This is a genomic window from Novosphingobium sp. 18050 (assembly GCF_902706195.1).
Taxonomy (GTDB): domain Bacteria; phylum Pseudomonadota; class Alphaproteobacteria; order Sphingomonadales; family Sphingomonadaceae; genus Novosphingobium.
This window is the reverse complement of record NZ_CACSJO010000001.1, coordinates 273,451-289,869: the sequence shown is the minus strand read 5'-3', so window position 1 is coordinate 289,869 and position 16,419 is coordinate 273,451. Positions and strand designations below refer to the sequence as shown.

Genomic DNA, 16,419 nt, shown 5'->3' with positions numbered 1-16,419 from the left:
GATTATCTCCCCCGCGAATTCTCGGGTCTTGTGATTGTCGTTGTCGGCGGCGGACGTAAGGTGCCGTTCGGGAGAACACGATGAACACCGCAATTCCAGAACTTACCGTGCGGCCGCTCGCCGGGTTGCCCATGTTCGCCTCCGGGCAGTCGATTGCGCAAGCGATTTGCACCGCGCTCGCGGCTTCCGGGGACGGCTTACGCGGCGGCGATATCTGTGTGATCGCGCAGAAGATCGTGTCCAAGAGCGAAGGACGCACCATCGACCTCGCCGCACTGGCGCCGGGTACGGCAGCGCAGGAACTAGCCGCGCGCACCGGGCGGGAAGCTGAGATGGCGCAGGCGATCCTGGACGAAAGCGCCGAGATCATGCGCCCACACCCCGCCGCAATCATCGCGCGGCACAAGACCGGGCATGTACTTGCCAATGCCGGGATCGACGCCAGCAACGTCGAGGGAGGGGATGCCGGCACAGTGCTGCTCTGGCCGGTCGATCCCGATGCCTCAGCGCGGGCGATCCGCAGCGAATTGCAGGAAGCCTGCGGTGTGCAGGTGGCCGTCGTCATCGCAGATTCCATGGGCCGGGCATGGCGCATCGGCACGGTGGGCACGGCCATCGGATGTGCTGGCATCACTGTGCTGGAGGATCGGCGGGGCAGGGCGGTGGATCTCTATGGCCGCACTTTGCAGGCGACCGTGATCGCGGTCGCGGATTCGGTCGCCGCTATGGCGGCGCTTGCGATGGGTGAGGGGGACGAAGGCACGCCTGTTGCGCTCGTGCGCGGCGCGGCGCGCTGGACCTGCGAGGAAGACGGACCCGGCGCAGCCTCGGGGCTGCGGCCCATTGAACAGGATATGTTCCGATGACGAAGAAGCACGTTCTGGCGCTTTCAGGCGGGGTGGGCGGAGCCAAGCTGGCGGCCGGCCTCGCGGCGGTACTCGCGCCGGAGGACCTGACAATAATCGTCAATACCGGCGACGATTTCGAGCATCTGGGTCTGACGATCTGCCCCGATATCGACTCCGTGACGTATGCGCTTGCCGGGCTGAACGACACGGTGCGCGGCTGGGGCGTGAAAGGCGAAACGTGGCAAACGATGGCAATGCTTCGCGGTCTTGGCGAGGCGGACTGGTTCAACCTTGGCGACCGCGACATGGGGATGCACATCGCTCGCTCGTGGCGGCTGCGCGAAGGTGAAACGCTCTCGCAGGTGACTGCCCGTCTGACTTGCAACCTCGGTATCGCACACGCGATAGTTCCTATGAGTGACGCGCCTTTGCGTACGCAGGTGGGCACTGACGAAGGGTGGCTGGACTTTCAGCGCTACTTCGTTGCCGAGCAGTGCCGACCGGTCGCTACGGGGGTGCGTTTCGAGGGTGCGCCCGGTGCCACGCCGTCGCCGGCCTTCGCAGCAGCATTGGCGCGTGAAGACCTTGGCGCAATCGTCATTTGCCCCTCGAATCCGTACCTCAGCGTCGATCCGATCCTTAGCGTGGACGGGGTGCGAGAGGCTTTGGCGCAGCGCCGGGTGCCGCTCGTCGCAGTGTCGCCACTGGTTGGGGGAACCTCGCTAAAAGGGCCACTCGCCAAGCTGCTGGGAGAGCTTGGCAAGCCGGTCAGCAATGCCTCGATCGCCGATCACTACGGCGATCTTCTCGACCATCTGGTGATCGATGCGGGCGACGCGGGCGATGAGGGGGGCTTGCGAGCCCGGGGCCTTTGCGTCACCGTTACCCCAACAGTCATGTGCGGGGCCGAGGATCGGGAGCGGCTTGCGCGCGTAGCACTGACCGCAGCCCGTATCGAAACAGGATGACCATGGCTCGCGACGACGAAGCGCTGAAAACCCGACTCCTCTCCACGCCGCTGGACGATCTGCTGGCTGAGGCCCGCACCCGGCGCGATACGCGTGCCGGGCCGCTGACACCCGCGCGGATGACGTATTCGCCCAAGGTCTTCATCCCGCTGACGCGCCTCTGCGCGGATGTGTGCCACTACTGCACCTTCGCGACCACGCCCTCTCGGTTGGCCGCCCCCTACCTCACCGAGGAAGAGGTGCTGGAGATCGCGCGTGCCGGGGCGGCGGCGGGGTGCAAGGAGGCCCTGTTCACCCTCGGCGATGCGCCCGAGCGGCGCTACGCGGCAGCGCGCGAATGGCTGGCCGATCATGGTTTTGCCCGCACCATCGATTACGTGCGCCACTGCGCGGCAATGGTGATCAGGGAAACCGGCCTGCTGCCGCACATCAATGCCGGTGTGCTGGACGAGGACGACTGGCGGATGCTGCGCCCGGTTGCGGCTTCTGTCGGGCTGATGCTGGAGAGCACGTCAAATCGCCTGATGGACAAGGGCATGTGCCACCACGGCTCGCCCGACAAGGTGCCGGCGGTGCGCCTGGCCTCGCTGGTAGCGGCGGGCCGGGCGGGGGTGCCGACGACGAGCGGCGTCCTCATCGGCATCGGTGAAACGGCGGAGGAACGCGTCGAGGCGCTGTTCGCCCTGCGTGACCTGCACTTGAGTCATGGGCACCTGCAGGAAGTGATCGTACAGAATTTCTGCCCCAAGCCCGGCACGAAGATGTCCGGCGCGGTGGAGGCGAGCGAGGCGGATTTCCTGCGCACCATCGCGGCCGCGCGCATCGTGTTGCCCGCAGATGTTTCCGTGCAGGCTCCGCCCAACCTCAACGACGAACGCCTGTGCGAACTGATCGATGCCGGGATCGACGACTGGGGCGGCATCTCCCCGGTAACGCAGGATCACGTCAATCCCGAGGCCGCCTGGCCCGAGATCGCGCGCCTCGAAGCCATCTGCGCCCGCGCCGGAATGCCGCTGGTGGAGCGGCTGACCGTTTACCCGCGCTTCATCGCGGAAGACGGTTGGCTGGACCCGGCGATCCGCCCCGCCGTGCTGCGTCTTGCCGACGCCGAAGGGCTGGGCCGTGACAGCCGCTGGAGCCCCGGCATGGCCCAGCCCGTGCCCGGCAGTGTTCACGCGCCTCTGGGGCGGCGTTATGAGGGCCCGGTCGCCAGCCGCATCCACCGTATCCTCGACCGTGCTGCGGGCGGCGGCGGGATCGGCGAGGACGACATCACGGCGCTTTTCGCGGCCCGTGGCGGCGCGGCGCAGGCGGTGGTCGAGGCGGCTGATGCGCTACGGGCAGAGGTCAACGGCGAGGTCGTGACTTACGTCGTCAATCGCAACATCAACTACACCAACATCTGCACCCACTCCTGCTCGTTCTGCGCCTTCAGCAAGACCAGCAGCAAGGGCGGTTTCCGCGACAAACCCTACAACCTCGACCTCTCCGAAATCGCGTCCCGTGCCCGTGAGGCGGTGGAACGCGGAGCGACCGAGGTGTGCCTGCAGGGCGGCATCCACCCCAGCTATACCGGCGACACGTACCTTGCGATCCTGCGCGCAGTGAAGGATGCCTGCCCGGACCTGCACGTCCATGCGTTCTCGCCGCTCGAAGTGAGCCAAGGCGCGCGCACGCTGGGAATGCCGGTTTCGGACTACCTGGCGCGCCTGCGTGATGCGGGGCTCGGCTCGTTGCCGGGCACGGCGGCGGAAATCCTGTGCGACGATATCCGCGCGCAAATCTGCCCGGACAAGCTGACGACCGGCGAATGGCTCGACGTGGTTGGGTCGGCGCACCGGGTGGGGCTGCCGACCACATCGACGATCATGTTCGGGCACCTCGAAAGCCCTCGCCACTGGGCGCGGCACCTGGCTGAACTGCGTCGCCTACAACTCGATACCGGCGGGATCACCGAATTCGTGCCGCTGCCGCTGGTCCACATGGAAGCGCCGTTCTACCGCAAGGGGCAGAGCCGCAAGGGGCCGACCTGGCGCGAGGCGGTGATGATGCACGCAGTGGCGCGGCTGGCGTTGCACGGCGCGATTTCGTCGATCCAGGTGTCGTGGTGCAAGCTGGGCATGGACGGCGCGGCGGCGGTGCTGGCGGCGGGCGCCAACGACCTCGGCGGGGTGCTGATGGACGAAAGCATCAGCCGCGCGGCCGGCGCTTCGCATGGGCAACTGGCAGACGTGGCGGATATGCGCAGCGCAGCGGAAAGCGTGGGGCGCAAGCTGCGTCAGAGAACGACGCTGTACAAGAATGTGGTTGCCGACGAGATGGCTTGATTGGAAGCGCGCATACACCCGTCATCCCAGCGAAGGCCGGGATGACGGGTGTATGCTTTAGGTGATAGCGAACCATGCGCCTTGCCAGTTGTCACAGCCTTTGCAGGGATGACGATGTAGCTCGCAGGTCGAACGTATTCTCACATCGCCCGGATATGCTGCCACATCGGCTCAGGCATCCAGGTATATTCGATGTAGTGCCCGAACACCTTGCGGGCATCTAGGTACAGGAACTTCAGCCCGCCCTCCGGTTCGCCGGTAAGGTCGCGCTCCATTGCCACGGGGAAATCCTGTGCGTCGACGCGGGCGCGGAAGTCCTCCCAGTCGGGCACGCGGAAGCATATGTGGTGGAAGCGCAAGGGGCCGCCGTTCGAGAGGCAGTTGGCGTAAATGCCGACCTCGTCGATCTCGTTCTCGATCAGCTCGTATTGCAGCTCGCCGATCCAGATGAAGCAGATGCGGCCCTTCTGCCGCCTGGGGCCCGACGGCGTCATCACCGTCTGGTCGACGGGGATGATAACCGGTTCCCTGGTCATGCCGCGGCCCCGGAACAGGTCTACGCCCGCTTCGATGTCATCGCACATGTAGGCGTTCTGGTAGTGGATGCCTTCGAGCATTTCAGCCCTCCCGCGCGATGTCGTAGCGCGACAGGTAGCGTTCGAACATCGGCTCCAGCTCTGCCTTGGTCAGGCCGTATTGCGCCAGCTTGTATTCGTGGCGGCCGAACTTGTCCTGCGGGTTGTCGTCCACCCACTTCTGCACGCCGGCCTCGGCACCGGCGGTCCATTCGTCGCCGAGCTGGGCGTAGACCTTCTTTGTCGCGCCTACCGGGTCGGCCACGAGATCGGCGTAGTGAACGTCGATGATCTTGTCCTCGCCGAACTTGTCGCGGAAATCCATGATGCGGTTGGCGTGCTCCGCCGCCTGCCAGGGGTAGTCTGCCTTGAGCCATTCGGCGTCGATCCGGCCCATATGCGCCTGATGGCTGAGCGAGATGATCGAGCACAGCGAGCCGGTCGCGGTGAAAGGATCGCGGTGGGTCCAGATCACGCGGGCGTCGGGATAGACCTTGAAGATCGTCTCCAGCCACAGCGCATGGCTGGGCTTCTTGACGTTCCAGACGCCGCCGGTGTGGTGCTGCAGCACCTGCAGGAACTTCTTGTGGTACTCATAGGCGCTGGTCATGTCGCATGAGAAGATGAAATCCTTGTAGGCGGGCAGCTTGCCCTTGGACTCGATCATCAGCGTCTTGAAATCGTGCGCCATGAAGAACACGCATTCGTTGGGATAGACCGCCGAGCCGCGATAATACTTGGCCATGCCGGGGTTGGCTTCCAGTGCGGCTTTCTCCTGCGCCAGACGGCCCACTGCGCGCGGATCGGTGGTGAGCAGCGCGTCAGAGGCGACCGGCGGCACCGGATCGTCGATCTCCCATGTCAGCGGCGAACGACGCGTGGGGTCGGCTGCGAGCAGGTTCGACATCAGCGTGGTGCCGGTGCGGGGCACGCCCATGACGAAGACGGGGCGTTCCACCGGGCGGTCCAGCACCTCGGGATTATCGCGCAAATACTGCGATACCTTGAGGCGGCCGCGCAGGTAGTGGAGCGTGTCGTTTCGCGCGCGGGCAATGCCGCCTTCGCTCATCCAGCCCTTGGCGATGCCCTCGTTGAACGAGGCCGTGAAGGCATCGAGGCCCTCGCGGTAGGTGTCGCTGTCGAAGGCATCGATGCCGGTTTCAGCCATCGCCTGTTCGATGAGCGCATCGGCGACGAGTTGGTCGGTTACGGTGCTTGCCATGTGGTTGTCCTCTTCCCGGCGCGGCCGCTTGGGCAGCCGTTCATGGGGCAAGGATAGCGCGCCGTGGCCAAGGCTTGGCAATGCATATGGCCTGCGAGATCGGGACGTAGTGTAGAGTTCCGGTCAAGACCGACGCTCGCGGTCATCCCTGCCTTCGAAGCAATGCCGAAATCAGGCCAGCACTCGGCCCTGCCGCTGGCGGAAGGTGCTGGGACTGGCGCCTACCGAACGGCGAAACGCGAAAGTGAAGCTGGAAGGCGAGGCGAAGCCCATCGAAAAGGCGATGGTCTTTACGCTTTCGCCCTCCATCAACAGGCGCTTTGCGGCTTCCATGCGGCGCTGCTCGATATAGTCGCCGATCGAGCAGGCGCGGCTGACCCTGAAGCCGCGCGTCAATTGACGCACGGACAGTGCGCAAAGCGCCGCCAGTTCCTCCAGTCCCGGCGCGCTGAGATCGTCGGCGAGGCGCTCGTCGATCAGCCGGAGACGCCAGCCGGAAAGGCCGCCCGTCATCGGCCGCTCCGCCACTTCAAGGCAATGACGGCCCAGTTCGATCGCCAGTTCGCACCCCAGGAACCCCAGCATCTTGTGCGCCGCGAGGCCGGGGTGGCGCACTTCGGCGGTGATGCGGAACAGCAGCGCCCGCATTTGCGCGCTGGATATATCGAGCGCGGCGGCAAGGTGCGGATCGTCCCAGGTCAGCTCGCGCCCCAGCAATTCATGCACCAGCCCGGAGTCGATGGTACAGATCAGTGAGGCCTGCCGCCCACTGCCGCCTTTCACGAACAGTTCTTCGCCGGGAGGGAGCACGAAGACGTCGCCCAGACGCTCCAGTCGGTGAGGGCCCCAGCGGTGGCGATAACCGCCGCGCGATTGCAGCGGGCGCGGCGTCAGGCACATGTTGACATGGTATCCCTGGCCCACTGCATGGCGGCTGTCGGTCGGTTCGGGGATGTCGAAGCGCACGATCTCGGCACGCACGCCATCCGTTTCGAGATGTGCATCGATGCACATCGTTGGGCGCACAGCCTCGTTTGCAGTCATGCCTCCTGCCTCCCTCGGCGTGTATGGGGTGAATGTGTCCCGGACGCTATCTTAGGGCTGAAACTCTATGCCCCGCGCCCTTGCCGGACAAGCCGCCGGCGAGGAACATCGCGGCCACGAAAGCATAGCGAAAAAGCCGTGCGACTGGGATCGAGGGAAAAATTGATGGCGACGGGCCTTTTCGACTGCACGGGCAAAGTGACGGTAGTGACCGGCGGCAATGGGGGCATCGGCTTCGGCTTCGCCATGGGCGTCGCCAAAATGGGCGGCGACGTGGCGATCTGGGCCCGCAACGCCGAGAAAAGCGCCAAGGCCAAGGCGGAGCTTGAGGCTGCGGGCGCGGGCAAGGTGATCGCCTATCAGGTCGACGTTTCCGAGGAGGCGAACATCGTGGCCGGCTTCGCGCAGGTCATGGCGGACTTCGGCCGCGTCGACTGCGTTTTCGCCAATTCGGGGGCGTCCCCGCGCTACAACTCGGTCTTCGATATGCCGACAGAGCACTGGTACGAATTTCAGAAAACCGCGCTGCACGGCGCTTTCTTTACTCTGCGCGAAGGCGCGCGGCTGATGAAGGAGCGCGTGGAAGCGGGCGATGAAACTGGCGGCTCGCTGGTCGCCTGCGGTTCGCTCTCGCTGTTCCAGGGGCTGCCGGGCAAGATGGAGTATGCCTCGTCCAAGGCGGCCGTGGCGGCGGCAATCCGCTGTCTTGCAGTCGAACTCGCGCCCCTGGGCATCCGCGCCAACGTGGTTGCGCCGGGCCTCATCATCACGCCGATGATGGGAGAGGGCCCCCGCGCCGATGCCGTCGCCCAGCACTTCGCGCCGACGATCCCGATGAAGCGCACCGGCCGTCCGGCCGATTTCGAGGGCATCGGCGCTTACCTGTGCTCGGACGCCAGCAGCTTCATGACGGGCGAAACCATCGCGATCGACGGTGGATACATGGTGCGGCCGTAACGGCGCCGATTGACGAGAACGTGAGAGGAGAGAAGCGATGAAGCGACTGAACATTCACGGCGTCGGCGATGTCCGCCTCGATACATACGAGCGGCCCGAGGCCGGTCCCAACGACGTCGTCGTGCGGATGAAGTCGGTGGGCATCTGCGGCAGCGACCTGTCCTATATCAAGATCGGCGGAATGCCTGCCGAGCCGGGCGGGCAGACGGCGCTGGGCCATGAAGGCGCGGGCGAAGTGCTTCAGGTCGGCTCCGGTGTCAGCGGCATTGCCGTGGGCGATGCGGTGATCGTCAATCCGATGATGACCCCCAGCAACATCGGCTCGGGCGGCCCGGAAGGCGCCTTCACCGAGGAACTGCTGGTACGCGAGGCGCAGCTGGGCATATCGATCCTGCCGATCCCGGAAGGCGTCGATTTCGATGTCGCCGCGATGTGCGAGCCGCTGGCGGTCGCCATGCACGGCGTGAACCGCGCCGAGGTGAAGCCGGGCGACAAGGTCGTGGTGTTCGGCTGCGGTCCGATTGGCCTCGGCATGTTACTATGGCTGAAAGACCGGGGCATCACCGATGTCGTGGCGCTGGACCTCTCGGAAGAGCGGCTGGAACGCGCGCGTGCCATCGGCGTGCAGGCCGCGCTGGACCCGAGCAAGGTGGACCTGCGCGCGGAACTGGCGAGGCTGCACGGCGAAGTGCCCAGCTTCAATCGTGTGGGCGTTGGCACCGATGCCTTCATCGATGCGGCAGGCGCGCCGCACATCCTGACGCAGGTCATCATGATGGCCAAGTTCCACGCCCGGCTAGTGATTACGGCGGCCTACATGAAGCCCATCGAGTTCCCGGTCGGCCGCATGTTGACCAGCGAGATGACCATCACCACGGCGGTCGGTTATCCCACTGAAATGCCCGACGTGATCGCCGCGATGCCGCGCCTCAAGGATCAGATAGCGGCAATGATAAGCCACAAGCTGCCCTTTGGCGACGTGCTGCACGGGTTGGAAATCGCCGCGACGCCGCAGTCGGCGAAAGTCATGATACAGTTCGAGGAAGCCTGACATGAGTGAGACCAAGGAATCTGCCCCGAAGCTGGCCGACCTCGTTCGTTCGGGAGACGAGCAGGTGGAGGCGATCGCCGTCACCGACTTCATTTTCCAAGCCAACGACATCTCCAACGCCTATCTCGTCACCACCGGCGAGGGGGACGTGATGATCAACACCGGCTTCATGGACAATGCCGAGCGGACCCGGCGTCTGCTGACACCGCACCGCACCGGGCCGCTGGCCTTCGTGATGCTCACGCAGAGCCACGCCGATCACTACGGCGGCCTACCCGAATTCGTCGAGGAGGGCACGCAGGTCATCGGCGGACCCGGCTTCAACGAAGCGCTGGCGGACATGAACGGCCTTCAGTCGTTCTTCGGGCCCAGGAGCGGAAAGCTCTGGGGCTCCACCCTCAAGCGCGGCTCCGCGCCCAAGGCACCGCCGCATGTCGAGCCGGATATTCTCGTCGACCGCCGCCTGACGGTGGAACTGGGTGGGCGCACTTTCGAGCTGATCTCTACCCCTGAGGGCGAGACGATCGACAGCCTCACGGTGTGGATGCCGAAGGAAAAGATCGCCTTCACTGGCAATGTCTTCGGGCCGGTGTGGCTTTCGATGCCATTCCTCAATACCCTGCGCGGCGACAAGCCGCGACTGGTGCGCAATTACCTGAAATCGCTTGAGACGGTGCGCGCGCTCGGGGCTGAGATCATCGTTACTGGGCACGGCGAGGCAATTCGGGGCAAGGAGCGCATCCGCGACGATCTCGACAAGCTGCACGCCGCCGTCAGCTATGTGCGCGACTATACGCTGGACGGCATGAAGGCAGGCAAGGACGTGCATGCCCTGATGCGCGAATTCGCGTGGCCGGAAGGGCTGCAGATCGGCGAATTCCACGGCAAGGGCAGCTGGGCGGTCAAGTCGATCTGGCGTGAATATTCGGGCTGGCTGCACTACGAGGACGGCACTACCGCGCTCTACGGGGTGCCGCGCAGCAGCGTCGATGCGGACTTGGCCGAACTGGCGGGCGGCGCGGCGAAACTGGCCGAGCGTGCGCAGGCAAAGCTAGATGCCGGCGCGGCGCTGGAGGCGGTTCACCTGACCGACATCGCCCTCAATGCCGAGCCGGGTAATGCGCAGGCGCTTACGGTTCGCAAGGCCGCGCATGAAGCGCTGCTCGCGGCCAGCGGGGGCAAGAACCTCTCCGAGACGATGTGGCTGCGTTCCGAAATCGCTGCCATGGAGGTGAAGCTGGGCGGCTGAGTCGAACTGTCGCCCCGGATCAGGTCCGGGGCGACGATCGGCTGGGCAGCTCAGCCTTAATCGGTATCGATCATGCCCTTTTGCCCCGGCCCGCCGCTTACCGCCAGCGTCTCGCCGGTGATGTAACTCGCCGCGTCGCTGGCGAGGAAGACTACGGCCTGGGCGATCTCCTCGGGCTTGCCGGGGCGGCCCAGGGCAAAGGCCGTGGTCGCCGAGCCTAGTGCGTCGAAGCCGGTCTTGGCCCAGCTTTTCTGCGCGAGTTCGGTGGCGATCATGCCGGGCGCCACACAGTTGACGCGCACGCCCGCGCCGCCCCATTCCGCCGCCGCGACCTTGGTGAACATCTGCAACCCTGCTTTCGCTGCCGAATAGGCGCCGCAGCCCGGCGTACCTGTCAGCCCCGCTTGCGACGAGATGTTCACCACAGCCCCGTTGCCGCTCGCCTTCAGGTGCGGAAAGGCCGCGTGCGCGCAGTAGAACGCGGCGTTGAGATTGAGAGCGATGTCTTTGTCCCAAAGCGCAGGCGGCATTTTCGCGAACCCGGAATAGCTCGATCGCCCCGCGTTGTTGACGAGGATGTCGAGCCGCCCGAACCGTTCGACCGCCCCGTCGACGAGCGCCTGCGCGGCCTGCGGATCGGTGACGTTGGTGGGGAGGATTTCCACCCGGCGCCCCGTCTCGGCGCGGATGGAAGCGGCGGCATCTTCAAGCGCCTCTACGCGCCGCGCCGCCAGCACAAGGTCGGCACCGCGCTTCGCCATCAGCATCGCGATTGCTTTGCCGATGCCGGTGCCGCCGCCGGTCACCACGGCTATGCGGCCAGTTAGGTCGAATCCGTCGAGCATTTTTCTCTCCTCCTGCACCGTACTTGCCGGCTCTGGCAGCGTCGGCGCGATATCGCCGGTCCGCGGGCGAAGAGCCTTGGCAATTCGCCGCGCAGCCGTTTCTAACTGCCCCGGAATGCAGCGCCGATCAGCGCGGGCATCGTCTGGGGGATGGTCGGGAAGACTAACCCGATGAGGCTCGCATTGGATAGTAAGTGCTATCTATAATCGGCACAACGATACGAATGGGAGCGGATGGAATGAGCACGCACGATATTCTGGACCTTGGCGGACAAGTCGCCGTCGTCACCGGCGCGGGACAGAACGCGGGGCGCGGCATCGCGCTCGAACTGGCGCGGCACAATGCAGGGGGCATTGCCGTTAACGACTTCGTACCCGAACGTGCAGAGGCGGTGGCCGAAGAGATCCGCGCAACCGGCGTTCCCGCGCTAGCGGTGCCCTTCGATGTGGGCGATCTCGACGCTATCAAGGCAGCTGATGCCGCGATCAAGGACAAGCTGGGGGCCGCGACGATCCTTGTGAACAACGCCGGCATGGCCGGGCCGGGGGGCTCGCTGCGCCCGACGCTGAACTTCTGGGAGGAAGACCCGGCGGCCTGGGACCGTTACCTGCGCACCAACCTCTACGGCGTCTACAACGCCTGCTTCGCATTCATCCCTAACATGGTGGCGGCGAAGCGGGGGCGGATCGTGACCATCGTGTCGGATTCCGGCCGCGTGGGTGAACCGAAGCTGGCGGTCTACGCTTCGGCCAAGGCGGGCGCGCAAGGCTTCGTGCGCTCGATCGCCAAGGAACTGGGGCGCTATAATGTGACCTCGAACGCGGTGTCGCTGTCTTCGTTGATGCCCGACATGCCCGAGGATAAGCTGGCCGAACTGATGGCCAGCGATCACGCCAAGGCGCAGTTGGCGCGTTACACCATCCGCCGTTACGGCAAATCGGCCGATGTCGCCGGGCTTGTGACGTTCCTGTGCTCCGACGCGGCGGAATGGATCACCGGGCAGACTTACCCGCTCAACGGCGGCTACGCGCCTTCGATGTAAATACACCTCCGCCCGCTCAGCCTGAGCTTGTCGGCGGTCACGAGAGGGGGGCCATCGTTCGACAGGCTTGGGATGAGCGGAGCGGGGTGTTCGCGGGGCATGGTGTCGCTGGCCCGATCAGGCCGTGACCTCGCGCGTCTCGCTCCCCAGCCATTGGCGGACCACGAGGTAGCGGCCATGGAGCGCTCCGCGATCCTGGATGCCGAAGCCGAGCAGGGTGCCTTCGCAGCCCTCGGCGGCGGGGAGCCACTTCACCTGTTCCAGTCCGATGCGGACGCCTTCGCGCGAAAGGTCGGTAGCGCGGGCCAGACCCTCGGCAACAAGGCGGCCCAGGTCATGCCCCTTGGCGACGGCGAGCGCCTGCTGGCGCGGTGCACCAAGCAGCGCCATCTGCGCCTGCAGGGTGCTGTTCGAGTCTGAATGCATGTCGATGTAGAACCAGCCGTCGCAGTCGTGCGCGAAAGTGCCATGATAGCCGCGCAGGCCCGCTGTGTTCATGATGTTCGGCCCCGGCCATGCGCAGGACGAGAGTGCCTTCGCCACTGCGGGCGCAGAGACGCCAAGGCCGAGATAGACCACGCCGTCCGGCCCGCCTTCCAGCAGGGCGTCAACCAGCGCAGAGGCATCGTCGGTGAGGGGGGACATACCCTCTTTCGCGATGATCTCGATGCCGAGGATGCGCGCTTCGCTTTCGAGATATTTGAGGTGCCGTGTCCCGATCGGCGAGATGTCGTAGGCGACGGCCAGGCGGCGGCAGCCCAGTATCGCCATGTGCCGCGCGATCACCAGCGATTCGTCCTCATGGCTGCCGACCTGATGATGGAACATGTAGCGGCCCCGCGCGCGCTCGGCCCCGGCCCAATTGATGGTGGGGATGCGCAACTGTTCGGCCAGCGGCGTGGCCACCAGCGCATTGTCGCCAATGGCCGGGCCGACGATGAGGCTGACGCCCGCGTCGGCCAGTTGGCGATAGGCGGTCTCCACCGCCTCGGCCGTGCCCGAGGGCAGGCCCAGGCCATAGGCGTGGATGAACTCCACTGCGGCGGGGAAGCGGCCCGCTTCGTGCAGGGCTGCTATTTCCCGCTCAAGCCAGCCAGTGACGTCGCCGGGAACAGGGGCACTGTCGTCCAGATCGGAGAAGTCGGCCATGTCGTTGAGAATGCCGACTTTTACGATTTCTGGCATGGATGTCCTCCGGGCGCGGCCCCCGGCGCGCACGATTGCCGCCGCATACCGCGCCCGCGCCTAGCAATGAGCCAGCAGGCAAAAGGATGCATGGCGGCAGCGTGAAACGCTGCGGAGCGTGTCCGTCAGCCGCGCACACCCCGCGCGAACAGTTTCTGCGTACAGACCGCGTAACTTGGATCGCGCTCGGCAAGGCCAAGCAGTCCGCCGCCTTCGAAGGGCCGTCGCAGCTTGAAGTCGTAGGTCACGACGCGCTTGGCAAACCGCCAGCGGCCATCCGGGCTGCGGCGGTAGTTGTCGACGTAGCGCACCGCCATGAAGTCTTCTTCGCTGCTGCCTTCACGGCCCGGGATCAGGTGGTAGGCAAGCGCATATACCTCTCCGCTGGCTTCGTCGCCATCGACCGCGATCAGGTGGTTGCATACGTGGTGGCCCGAGTATGGCATGTACGGAAATGCGCGCTCGATGAAGTCGCAGTATTCCGGCGCGGGCCCGTCGAAGCTGTCGCCGTGGCTGTCGGTGGCGTCTTCGGTGTAGAGATCGCGCAGCAGGGCGATGTCCTGCCGGTCGATCGCGCGTGAATAGAGCAGTACCAGCTCGCGGATCGCATCTTTGTCTATCAGCGCCTGAAGCGCGGTTTCGTCGATGGCCATCGTCATTATCCTTTCCCAGTAATCAGAGTAGCGCGCCGCCGTCGACGGGGTAGACCTGTCCGGTGATGAAGCTCGCCCGGCCCGAGGCCAGGAAGGCTACCATCGCCGCCATTTCTTCCGGTGAGGCGAAGGGCTTGCCGACGAAAGTCCGGCGCTGGCGGATCGCGCGGTCTTCCTCGCTCACGCTGGCCGCCCCTTTCGAGAACAGGCCAGTCTCGGGATTGAAGCGGCTGCCCTGGCTCACGCTCGCGGGGTCGGTAGGGATCGTTGCGTAGGGGGCGATGGCGTTCACGCGGATGCCGTGGCGGCCGACCTCCTTGGCCAGCACCACGGTGAAGCTGTGCACCGCGCCCTTGGCGGCGGAATAGACCGGCAGCATGTAATCGCCCACAAGCGCGGCCGTGGAGCCGACGTTGACGATCGCGCCGGCCCTCTGCGCGATCATGCCGGGCAGGGCGGCATGGGTCATGCGCAGCACGGTGCCGAAGTTGAGGTCGATGTCGGCCATCCACTTGGCCGGATCGGAATCGACGAACAGCCCCTGGTCGACATTGCCGCCGACGTTGTTCACCAGCACTGCAAGGGGGCCGAGCCGATCGGCGGCCTCCAGCACTTTCGCGGGCGATGCAGGGTCGAGCAGGTCGGCGGCGACGAACACGGCATCGGTGGCGCCGCGCGCCCGGCAATCGTCGACCAGCCTGGCGCCTGCCTGGACGTCACGCCCGACGAGGACCAGGATCGCGCCTTCTGCCGCAAGGTCTAACGCTACGGCGCGGCCGATATTGGCGGTTGCGCCAGTGACTATGGCGACTTTGCCGCCCAGTTGAAGATCCATGGCCTGCTCCCGGCTTTTTGTCCTGCCGTGGAGCTATGTCAGGGCGTGTGCGGGGGCAAACCGCCCCCGCGATCAGCGCGTCAGTTGTGCGCGGAGAGGACGCAGCGCATTTCGCCGTCGCTGCCGTCGGCCTTCACCTGGCGCAGGAAGTTGGAGGAAATGCGGTGCAGCTTCAGGCCCTTGTGCTTGCCGCCGGTCATCGTCACCCGGTCTCCCACCAAGAGGTAGCTGCCGCGAATGCCCCCGGCCTTGTAGCTGGACGAATTGACGATGCGGAATTCATACTCGGGCACCAGCTTGCCCGGAGCGCCTCCGGCGTCGCCCGGCAGTTCGCAGGTATAAGTGCCGATCGGTAGGGTCGAGATCGGGCCGCCCGGAACCGGCGGGGGGGGCGACGCATCGGCGGCGCATCCACTACTCGCAAGCAGCAGAACTGCGGCGACGAGGCCTGAGGGAAGGGCGAGCGGAGTTCGGCTGGCGATGCGGATCATGGCGATTGGCTAGCATCGGCGCGAAGCAATTGCCATGCTTCGCTGCCTCGTCTAAGGGCGCAGGCTTTCCAAGGGACGTATCGTCGTCGTGAACGGCAGCGGCCCGTCCCTCAAGCTCTTTCGCATCGAAGGCACGAAACATGAAGATCAGCGGCGTCGATATCCGTCCCGGCAATATCCTTGAATACGAAAAGGGCATCTGGAAGGTCGCAAAGACGCAGCACACCCAGCCCGGCAAGGGCGGTGCCTTCATGCAGGTCGAGATGAAGAACCTCATCGACGGCCGCAAGACCAACGTGCGCTTCCGCAGCGCCGACACGGTCGAGCGCGTGCGCCTCGACACCAAGGACTTCCAGTTCCTCTATGCAGAGGGCGAGGACCTCGTGTTCATGGACACCGAAACCTACGAGCAGATCTCGCTCCCTGCAGACCTTCTGGGTGAGGCCGCCGCGTTCCTCCAGGACGGCATGCAGGTAAATCTCGAAATGTGGGAAGAGCGCCCGATCTCGGTGCAGCTGCCCGAGCAGGTCGAGGCCACCATCGTCGAAGCCGACGCCGTGGTGAAGGGCCAGACCGCCTCTTCCAGCTTCAAGCCCGCGATTCTCGACAATGGCGTTCGGGTGATGGTGCCGCCGCATATCGGCAGCGGGACGCGCATCATCGTCGACGTCTACGAGAAGTCCTATGTAAAGAAGGCTGACTGATGCGCGCACTTTTCCTTGCCCTCGCCGCGACCGGACTGGTCGCTGGCGGTGTTCCGGCCCTGGCCGCACCTGCCAAGAAAGCCGCTCCCGCGAACAAGGCCGCTGCTATGGCTCCGGCTGCGGGCGCGCAGGCTACCCAGTCCGAGCACGCTGTCCTTTACCTCAAGGTACTGATCAGCGCGCTGCAGTCCGACCAGGTCAAGGAAGAGGCGAAGTCCGCGCTTGTCGGCTGCCTTTACGAGAACTCGCTGGGCAAGATCAGCGAAGGCATGGACAAGGTCATCGCCGAAAACGCCGACAAGGTTCAGCGCGACAAGCCGGCAGAGGTCTTCGCGGTTCTCGCGGCGGTCTGCGGTTACAAGGGTGATCCCACCCAGCCGCCGCCGGCCAACCCGACCAACGGTCGATAATTTCAGCATTAT

At 65.3% G+C, this 16,419-nt stretch carries 17 protein-coding genes; 9 read left to right on the top strand and 8 right to left on the bottom strand.

What is annotated here, in order from left to right; translation table 11 throughout:
* Positions 1–80 precede the first annotated feature (80 nt).
* From cofE to cofH, 3 genes are read left to right on the top strand one after another with little or no spacing between them, the layout of a single operon-like run.
* Positions 81–866 (top strand): coenzyme F420-0:L-glutamate ligase, encoded by a 786-nt coding sequence (cofE, locus tag GVL61_RS01575; protein ID WP_159976171.1) that lies wholly within the window; start codon positions 81–83, stop codon positions 864–866.
* Entirely contained in the window at positions 863–1,816 is a 954-nt protein-coding gene (gene cofD, locus GVL61_RS01570; protein ID WP_159976168.1) for a 2-phospho-L-lactate transferase, read from the top strand. Before cofE ends, cofD begins: the two co-directional genes overlap by 4 nt.
* A 2-nt stretch (positions 1,817–1,818) precedes the next feature.
* Positions 1,819–4,143 carry a 5-amino-6-(D-ribitylamino)uracil--L-tyrosine 4-hydroxyphenyl transferase CofH gene (gene cofH / locus GVL61_RS01565; protein WP_159976165.1) on the top strand — a complete coding sequence of 775 codons (2,325 nt, stop codon included), beginning with the start codon at positions 1,819–1,821 and terminating at the stop codon, positions 4,141–4,143.
* Between the two features lie 140 nt (positions 4,144–4,283).
* Here cofH and GVL61_RS01560 read toward each other — a convergent pair whose 3' ends face one another.
* From GVL61_RS01560 to GVL61_RS01550, 3 genes are all read right to left on the bottom strand, one after another.
* Complete coding sequence (locus GVL61_RS01560; protein WP_159976162.1) at positions 4,284–4,760, bottom strand: VOC family protein; 477 nt, start codon at positions 4,758–4,760, stop codon at positions 4,284–4,286.
* Between the two features lies 1 nt (position 4,761).
* Positions 4,762–5,940, bottom strand: coding sequence for a sulfotransferase (locus tag GVL61_RS01555; protein WP_159976159.1), 1,179 nt, complete (start codon positions 5,938–5,940; stop codon positions 4,762–4,764).
* A 171-nt stretch (positions 5,941–6,111) separates the two neighbouring features.
* Complete coding sequence (locus GVL61_RS01550; RefSeq protein WP_159976156.1) at positions 6,112–6,984, bottom strand: AraC family transcriptional regulator; 873 nt, start codon at positions 6,982–6,984, stop codon at positions 6,112–6,114.
* A 165-nt stretch (positions 6,985–7,149) separates the two neighbouring features.
* On the opposite strand from GVL61_RS01550, the gene GVL61_RS01545 reads away from it, so the two are divergent.
* The 3 genes from GVL61_RS01545 to GVL61_RS01535 are packed head-to-tail and all read left to right on the top strand — an operon-like array spanning position 7,150 to position 10,241.
* Positions 7,150–7,941, top strand: coding sequence for an SDR family NAD(P)-dependent oxidoreductase (locus GVL61_RS01545; RefSeq protein ID WP_159976153.1), 792 nt, complete (start codon positions 7,150–7,152; stop codon positions 7,939–7,941).
* 37 nt (positions 7,942–7,978) lie between these two features.
* On the top strand, positions 7,979–8,992 hold the full coding sequence (locus GVL61_RS01540) for a zinc-binding dehydrogenase (RefSeq protein WP_159976150.1): 1,014 nt from the start codon (positions 7,979–7,981) through the stop codon (positions 8,990–8,992).
* A gap of 1 nt (position 8,993) precedes the next feature.
* The gene (locus GVL61_RS01535) at positions 8,994–10,241 is read left to right on the top strand and encodes an MBL fold metallo-hydrolase (RefSeq protein WP_159976147.1); all 1,248 of its coding nucleotides are present in this window, start codon (positions 8,994–8,996) and stop codon (positions 10,239–10,241) included.
* Positions 10,242–10,297: 56 nt separating this feature from the next.
* Here the strand turns inward: GVL61_RS01535 and GVL61_RS01530 are convergent, their stop codons facing one another.
* Positions 10,298–11,086 carry an SDR family NAD(P)-dependent oxidoreductase gene (locus GVL61_RS01530; protein ID WP_159976144.1) on the bottom strand — a complete coding sequence of 263 codons (789 nt, stop codon included), beginning with the start codon at positions 11,084–11,086 and terminating at the stop codon, positions 10,298–10,300.
* 239 nt (positions 11,087–11,325) lie between these two features.
* On the opposite strand from GVL61_RS01530, the gene GVL61_RS01525 reads away from it, so the two are divergent.
* Positions 11,326–12,129: an SDR family NAD(P)-dependent oxidoreductase gene (locus GVL61_RS01525; RefSeq protein ID WP_159976141.1), complete on the top strand. Its 804-nt coding sequence runs from the start codon at positions 11,326–11,328 to the stop codon at positions 12,127–12,129.
* Positions 12,130–12,246: 117 nt separating this feature from the next.
* Here GVL61_RS01525 and GVL61_RS01520 read toward each other — a convergent pair whose 3' ends face one another.
* From GVL61_RS01520 to GVL61_RS01505, 4 genes are all read right to left on the bottom strand, one after another.
* Positions 12,247–13,314, bottom strand: coding sequence for an ABC transporter substrate-binding protein (locus tag GVL61_RS01520; RefSeq protein ID WP_159976138.1), 1,068 nt, complete (start codon positions 13,312–13,314; stop codon positions 12,247–12,249).
* Between the two features lie 125 nt (positions 13,315–13,439).
* Positions 13,440–13,967 carry a nuclear transport factor 2 family protein gene (locus tag GVL61_RS01515; protein ID WP_159976135.1) on the bottom strand — a complete coding sequence of 176 codons (528 nt, stop codon included), beginning with the start codon at positions 13,965–13,967 and terminating at the stop codon, positions 13,440–13,442.
* A 22-nt stretch (positions 13,968–13,989) separates the two neighbouring features.
* Entirely contained in the window at positions 13,990–14,802 is an 813-nt protein-coding gene (locus GVL61_RS01510; protein ID WP_159976132.1) for an SDR family NAD(P)-dependent oxidoreductase, read from the bottom strand.
* Between the two features lie 80 nt (positions 14,803–14,882).
* Entirely contained in the window at positions 14,883–15,293 is a 411-nt protein-coding gene (locus GVL61_RS01505; protein WP_159976130.1) for a hypothetical protein, read from the bottom strand.
* 140 nt (positions 15,294–15,433) lie between these two features.
* On the opposite strand from GVL61_RS01505, the gene efp reads away from it, so the two are divergent.
* Entirely contained in the window at positions 15,434–15,997 is a 564-nt protein-coding gene (gene efp, locus GVL61_RS01500; protein ID WP_159976127.1) for an elongation factor P, read from the top strand.
* Complete coding sequence (locus tag GVL61_RS01495; protein WP_159976124.1) at positions 15,997–16,407, top strand: hypothetical protein; 411 nt, start codon at positions 15,997–15,999, stop codon at positions 16,405–16,407. The genes efp and GVL61_RS01495 overlap by 1 nt, the downstream gene beginning before the upstream one ends.
* Positions 16,408–16,419 lie beyond the last annotated feature (12 nt).

What these genes read in the sequence shown, in the direction of transcription:
- cofE (WP_159976171.1), top strand. Translation starts at nt 81, where the DNA reads ATGAACACCGCAATTCCAGAACTTACCGTGCGGCCGCTCGCCGGGTTG.
- cofD (WP_159976168.1), top strand. Translation starts at nt 863, where the DNA reads ATGACGAAGAAGCACGTTCTGGCGCTTTCAGGCGGGGTGGGCGGAGCC.
- cofH (WP_159976165.1), top strand. Translation starts at nt 1,819, where the DNA reads ATGGCTCGCGACGACGAAGCGCTGAAAACCCGACTCCTCTCCACGCCG.
- GVL61_RS01560 (WP_159976162.1), bottom strand. Translation starts at nt 4,760, where the DNA reads ATGCTCGAAGGCATCCACTACCAGAACGCCTACATGTGCGATGACATC.
- GVL61_RS01555 (WP_159976159.1), bottom strand. Translation starts at nt 5,940, where the DNA reads ATGGCAAGCACCGTAACCGACCAACTCGTCGCCGATGCGCTCATCGAA.
- GVL61_RS01550 (WP_159976156.1), bottom strand. Translation starts at nt 6,984, where the DNA reads ATGACTGCAAACGAGGCTGTGCGCCCAACGATGTGCATCGATGCACAT.
- GVL61_RS01545 (WP_159976153.1), top strand. Translation starts at nt 7,150, where the DNA reads ATGGCGACGGGCCTTTTCGACTGCACGGGCAAAGTGACGGTAGTGACC.
- GVL61_RS01540 (WP_159976150.1), top strand. Translation starts at nt 7,979, where the DNA reads ATGAAGCGACTGAACATTCACGGCGTCGGCGATGTCCGCCTCGATACA.
- GVL61_RS01535 (WP_159976147.1), top strand. Translation starts at nt 8,994, where the DNA reads ATGAGTGAGACCAAGGAATCTGCCCCGAAGCTGGCCGACCTCGTTCGT.
- GVL61_RS01530 (WP_159976144.1), bottom strand. Translation starts at nt 11,086, where the DNA reads ATGCTCGACGGATTCGACCTAACTGGCCGCATAGCCGTGGTGACCGGC.
- GVL61_RS01525 (WP_159976141.1), top strand. Translation starts at nt 11,326, where the DNA reads ATGAGCACGCACGATATTCTGGACCTTGGCGGACAAGTCGCCGTCGTC.
- GVL61_RS01520 (WP_159976138.1), bottom strand. Translation starts at nt 13,314, where the DNA reads ATGCCAGAAATCGTAAAAGTCGGCATTCTCAACGACATGGCCGACTTC.
- GVL61_RS01515 (WP_159976135.1), bottom strand. Translation starts at nt 13,967, where the DNA reads ATGGCCATCGACGAAACCGCGCTTCAGGCGCTGATAGACAAAGATGCG.
- GVL61_RS01510 (WP_159976132.1), bottom strand. Translation starts at nt 14,802, where the DNA reads ATGGATCTTCAACTGGGCGGCAAAGTCGCCATAGTCACTGGCGCAACC.
- GVL61_RS01505 (WP_159976130.1), bottom strand. Translation starts at nt 15,293, where the DNA reads ATGATCCGCATCGCCAGCCGAACTCCGCTCGCCCTTCCCTCAGGCCTC.
- efp (WP_159976127.1), top strand. Translation starts at nt 15,434, where the DNA reads ATGAAGATCAGCGGCGTCGATATCCGTCCCGGCAATATCCTTGAATAC.
- GVL61_RS01495 (WP_159976124.1), top strand. Translation starts at nt 15,997, where the DNA reads ATGCGCGCACTTTTCCTTGCCCTCGCCGCGACCGGACTGGTCGCTGGC.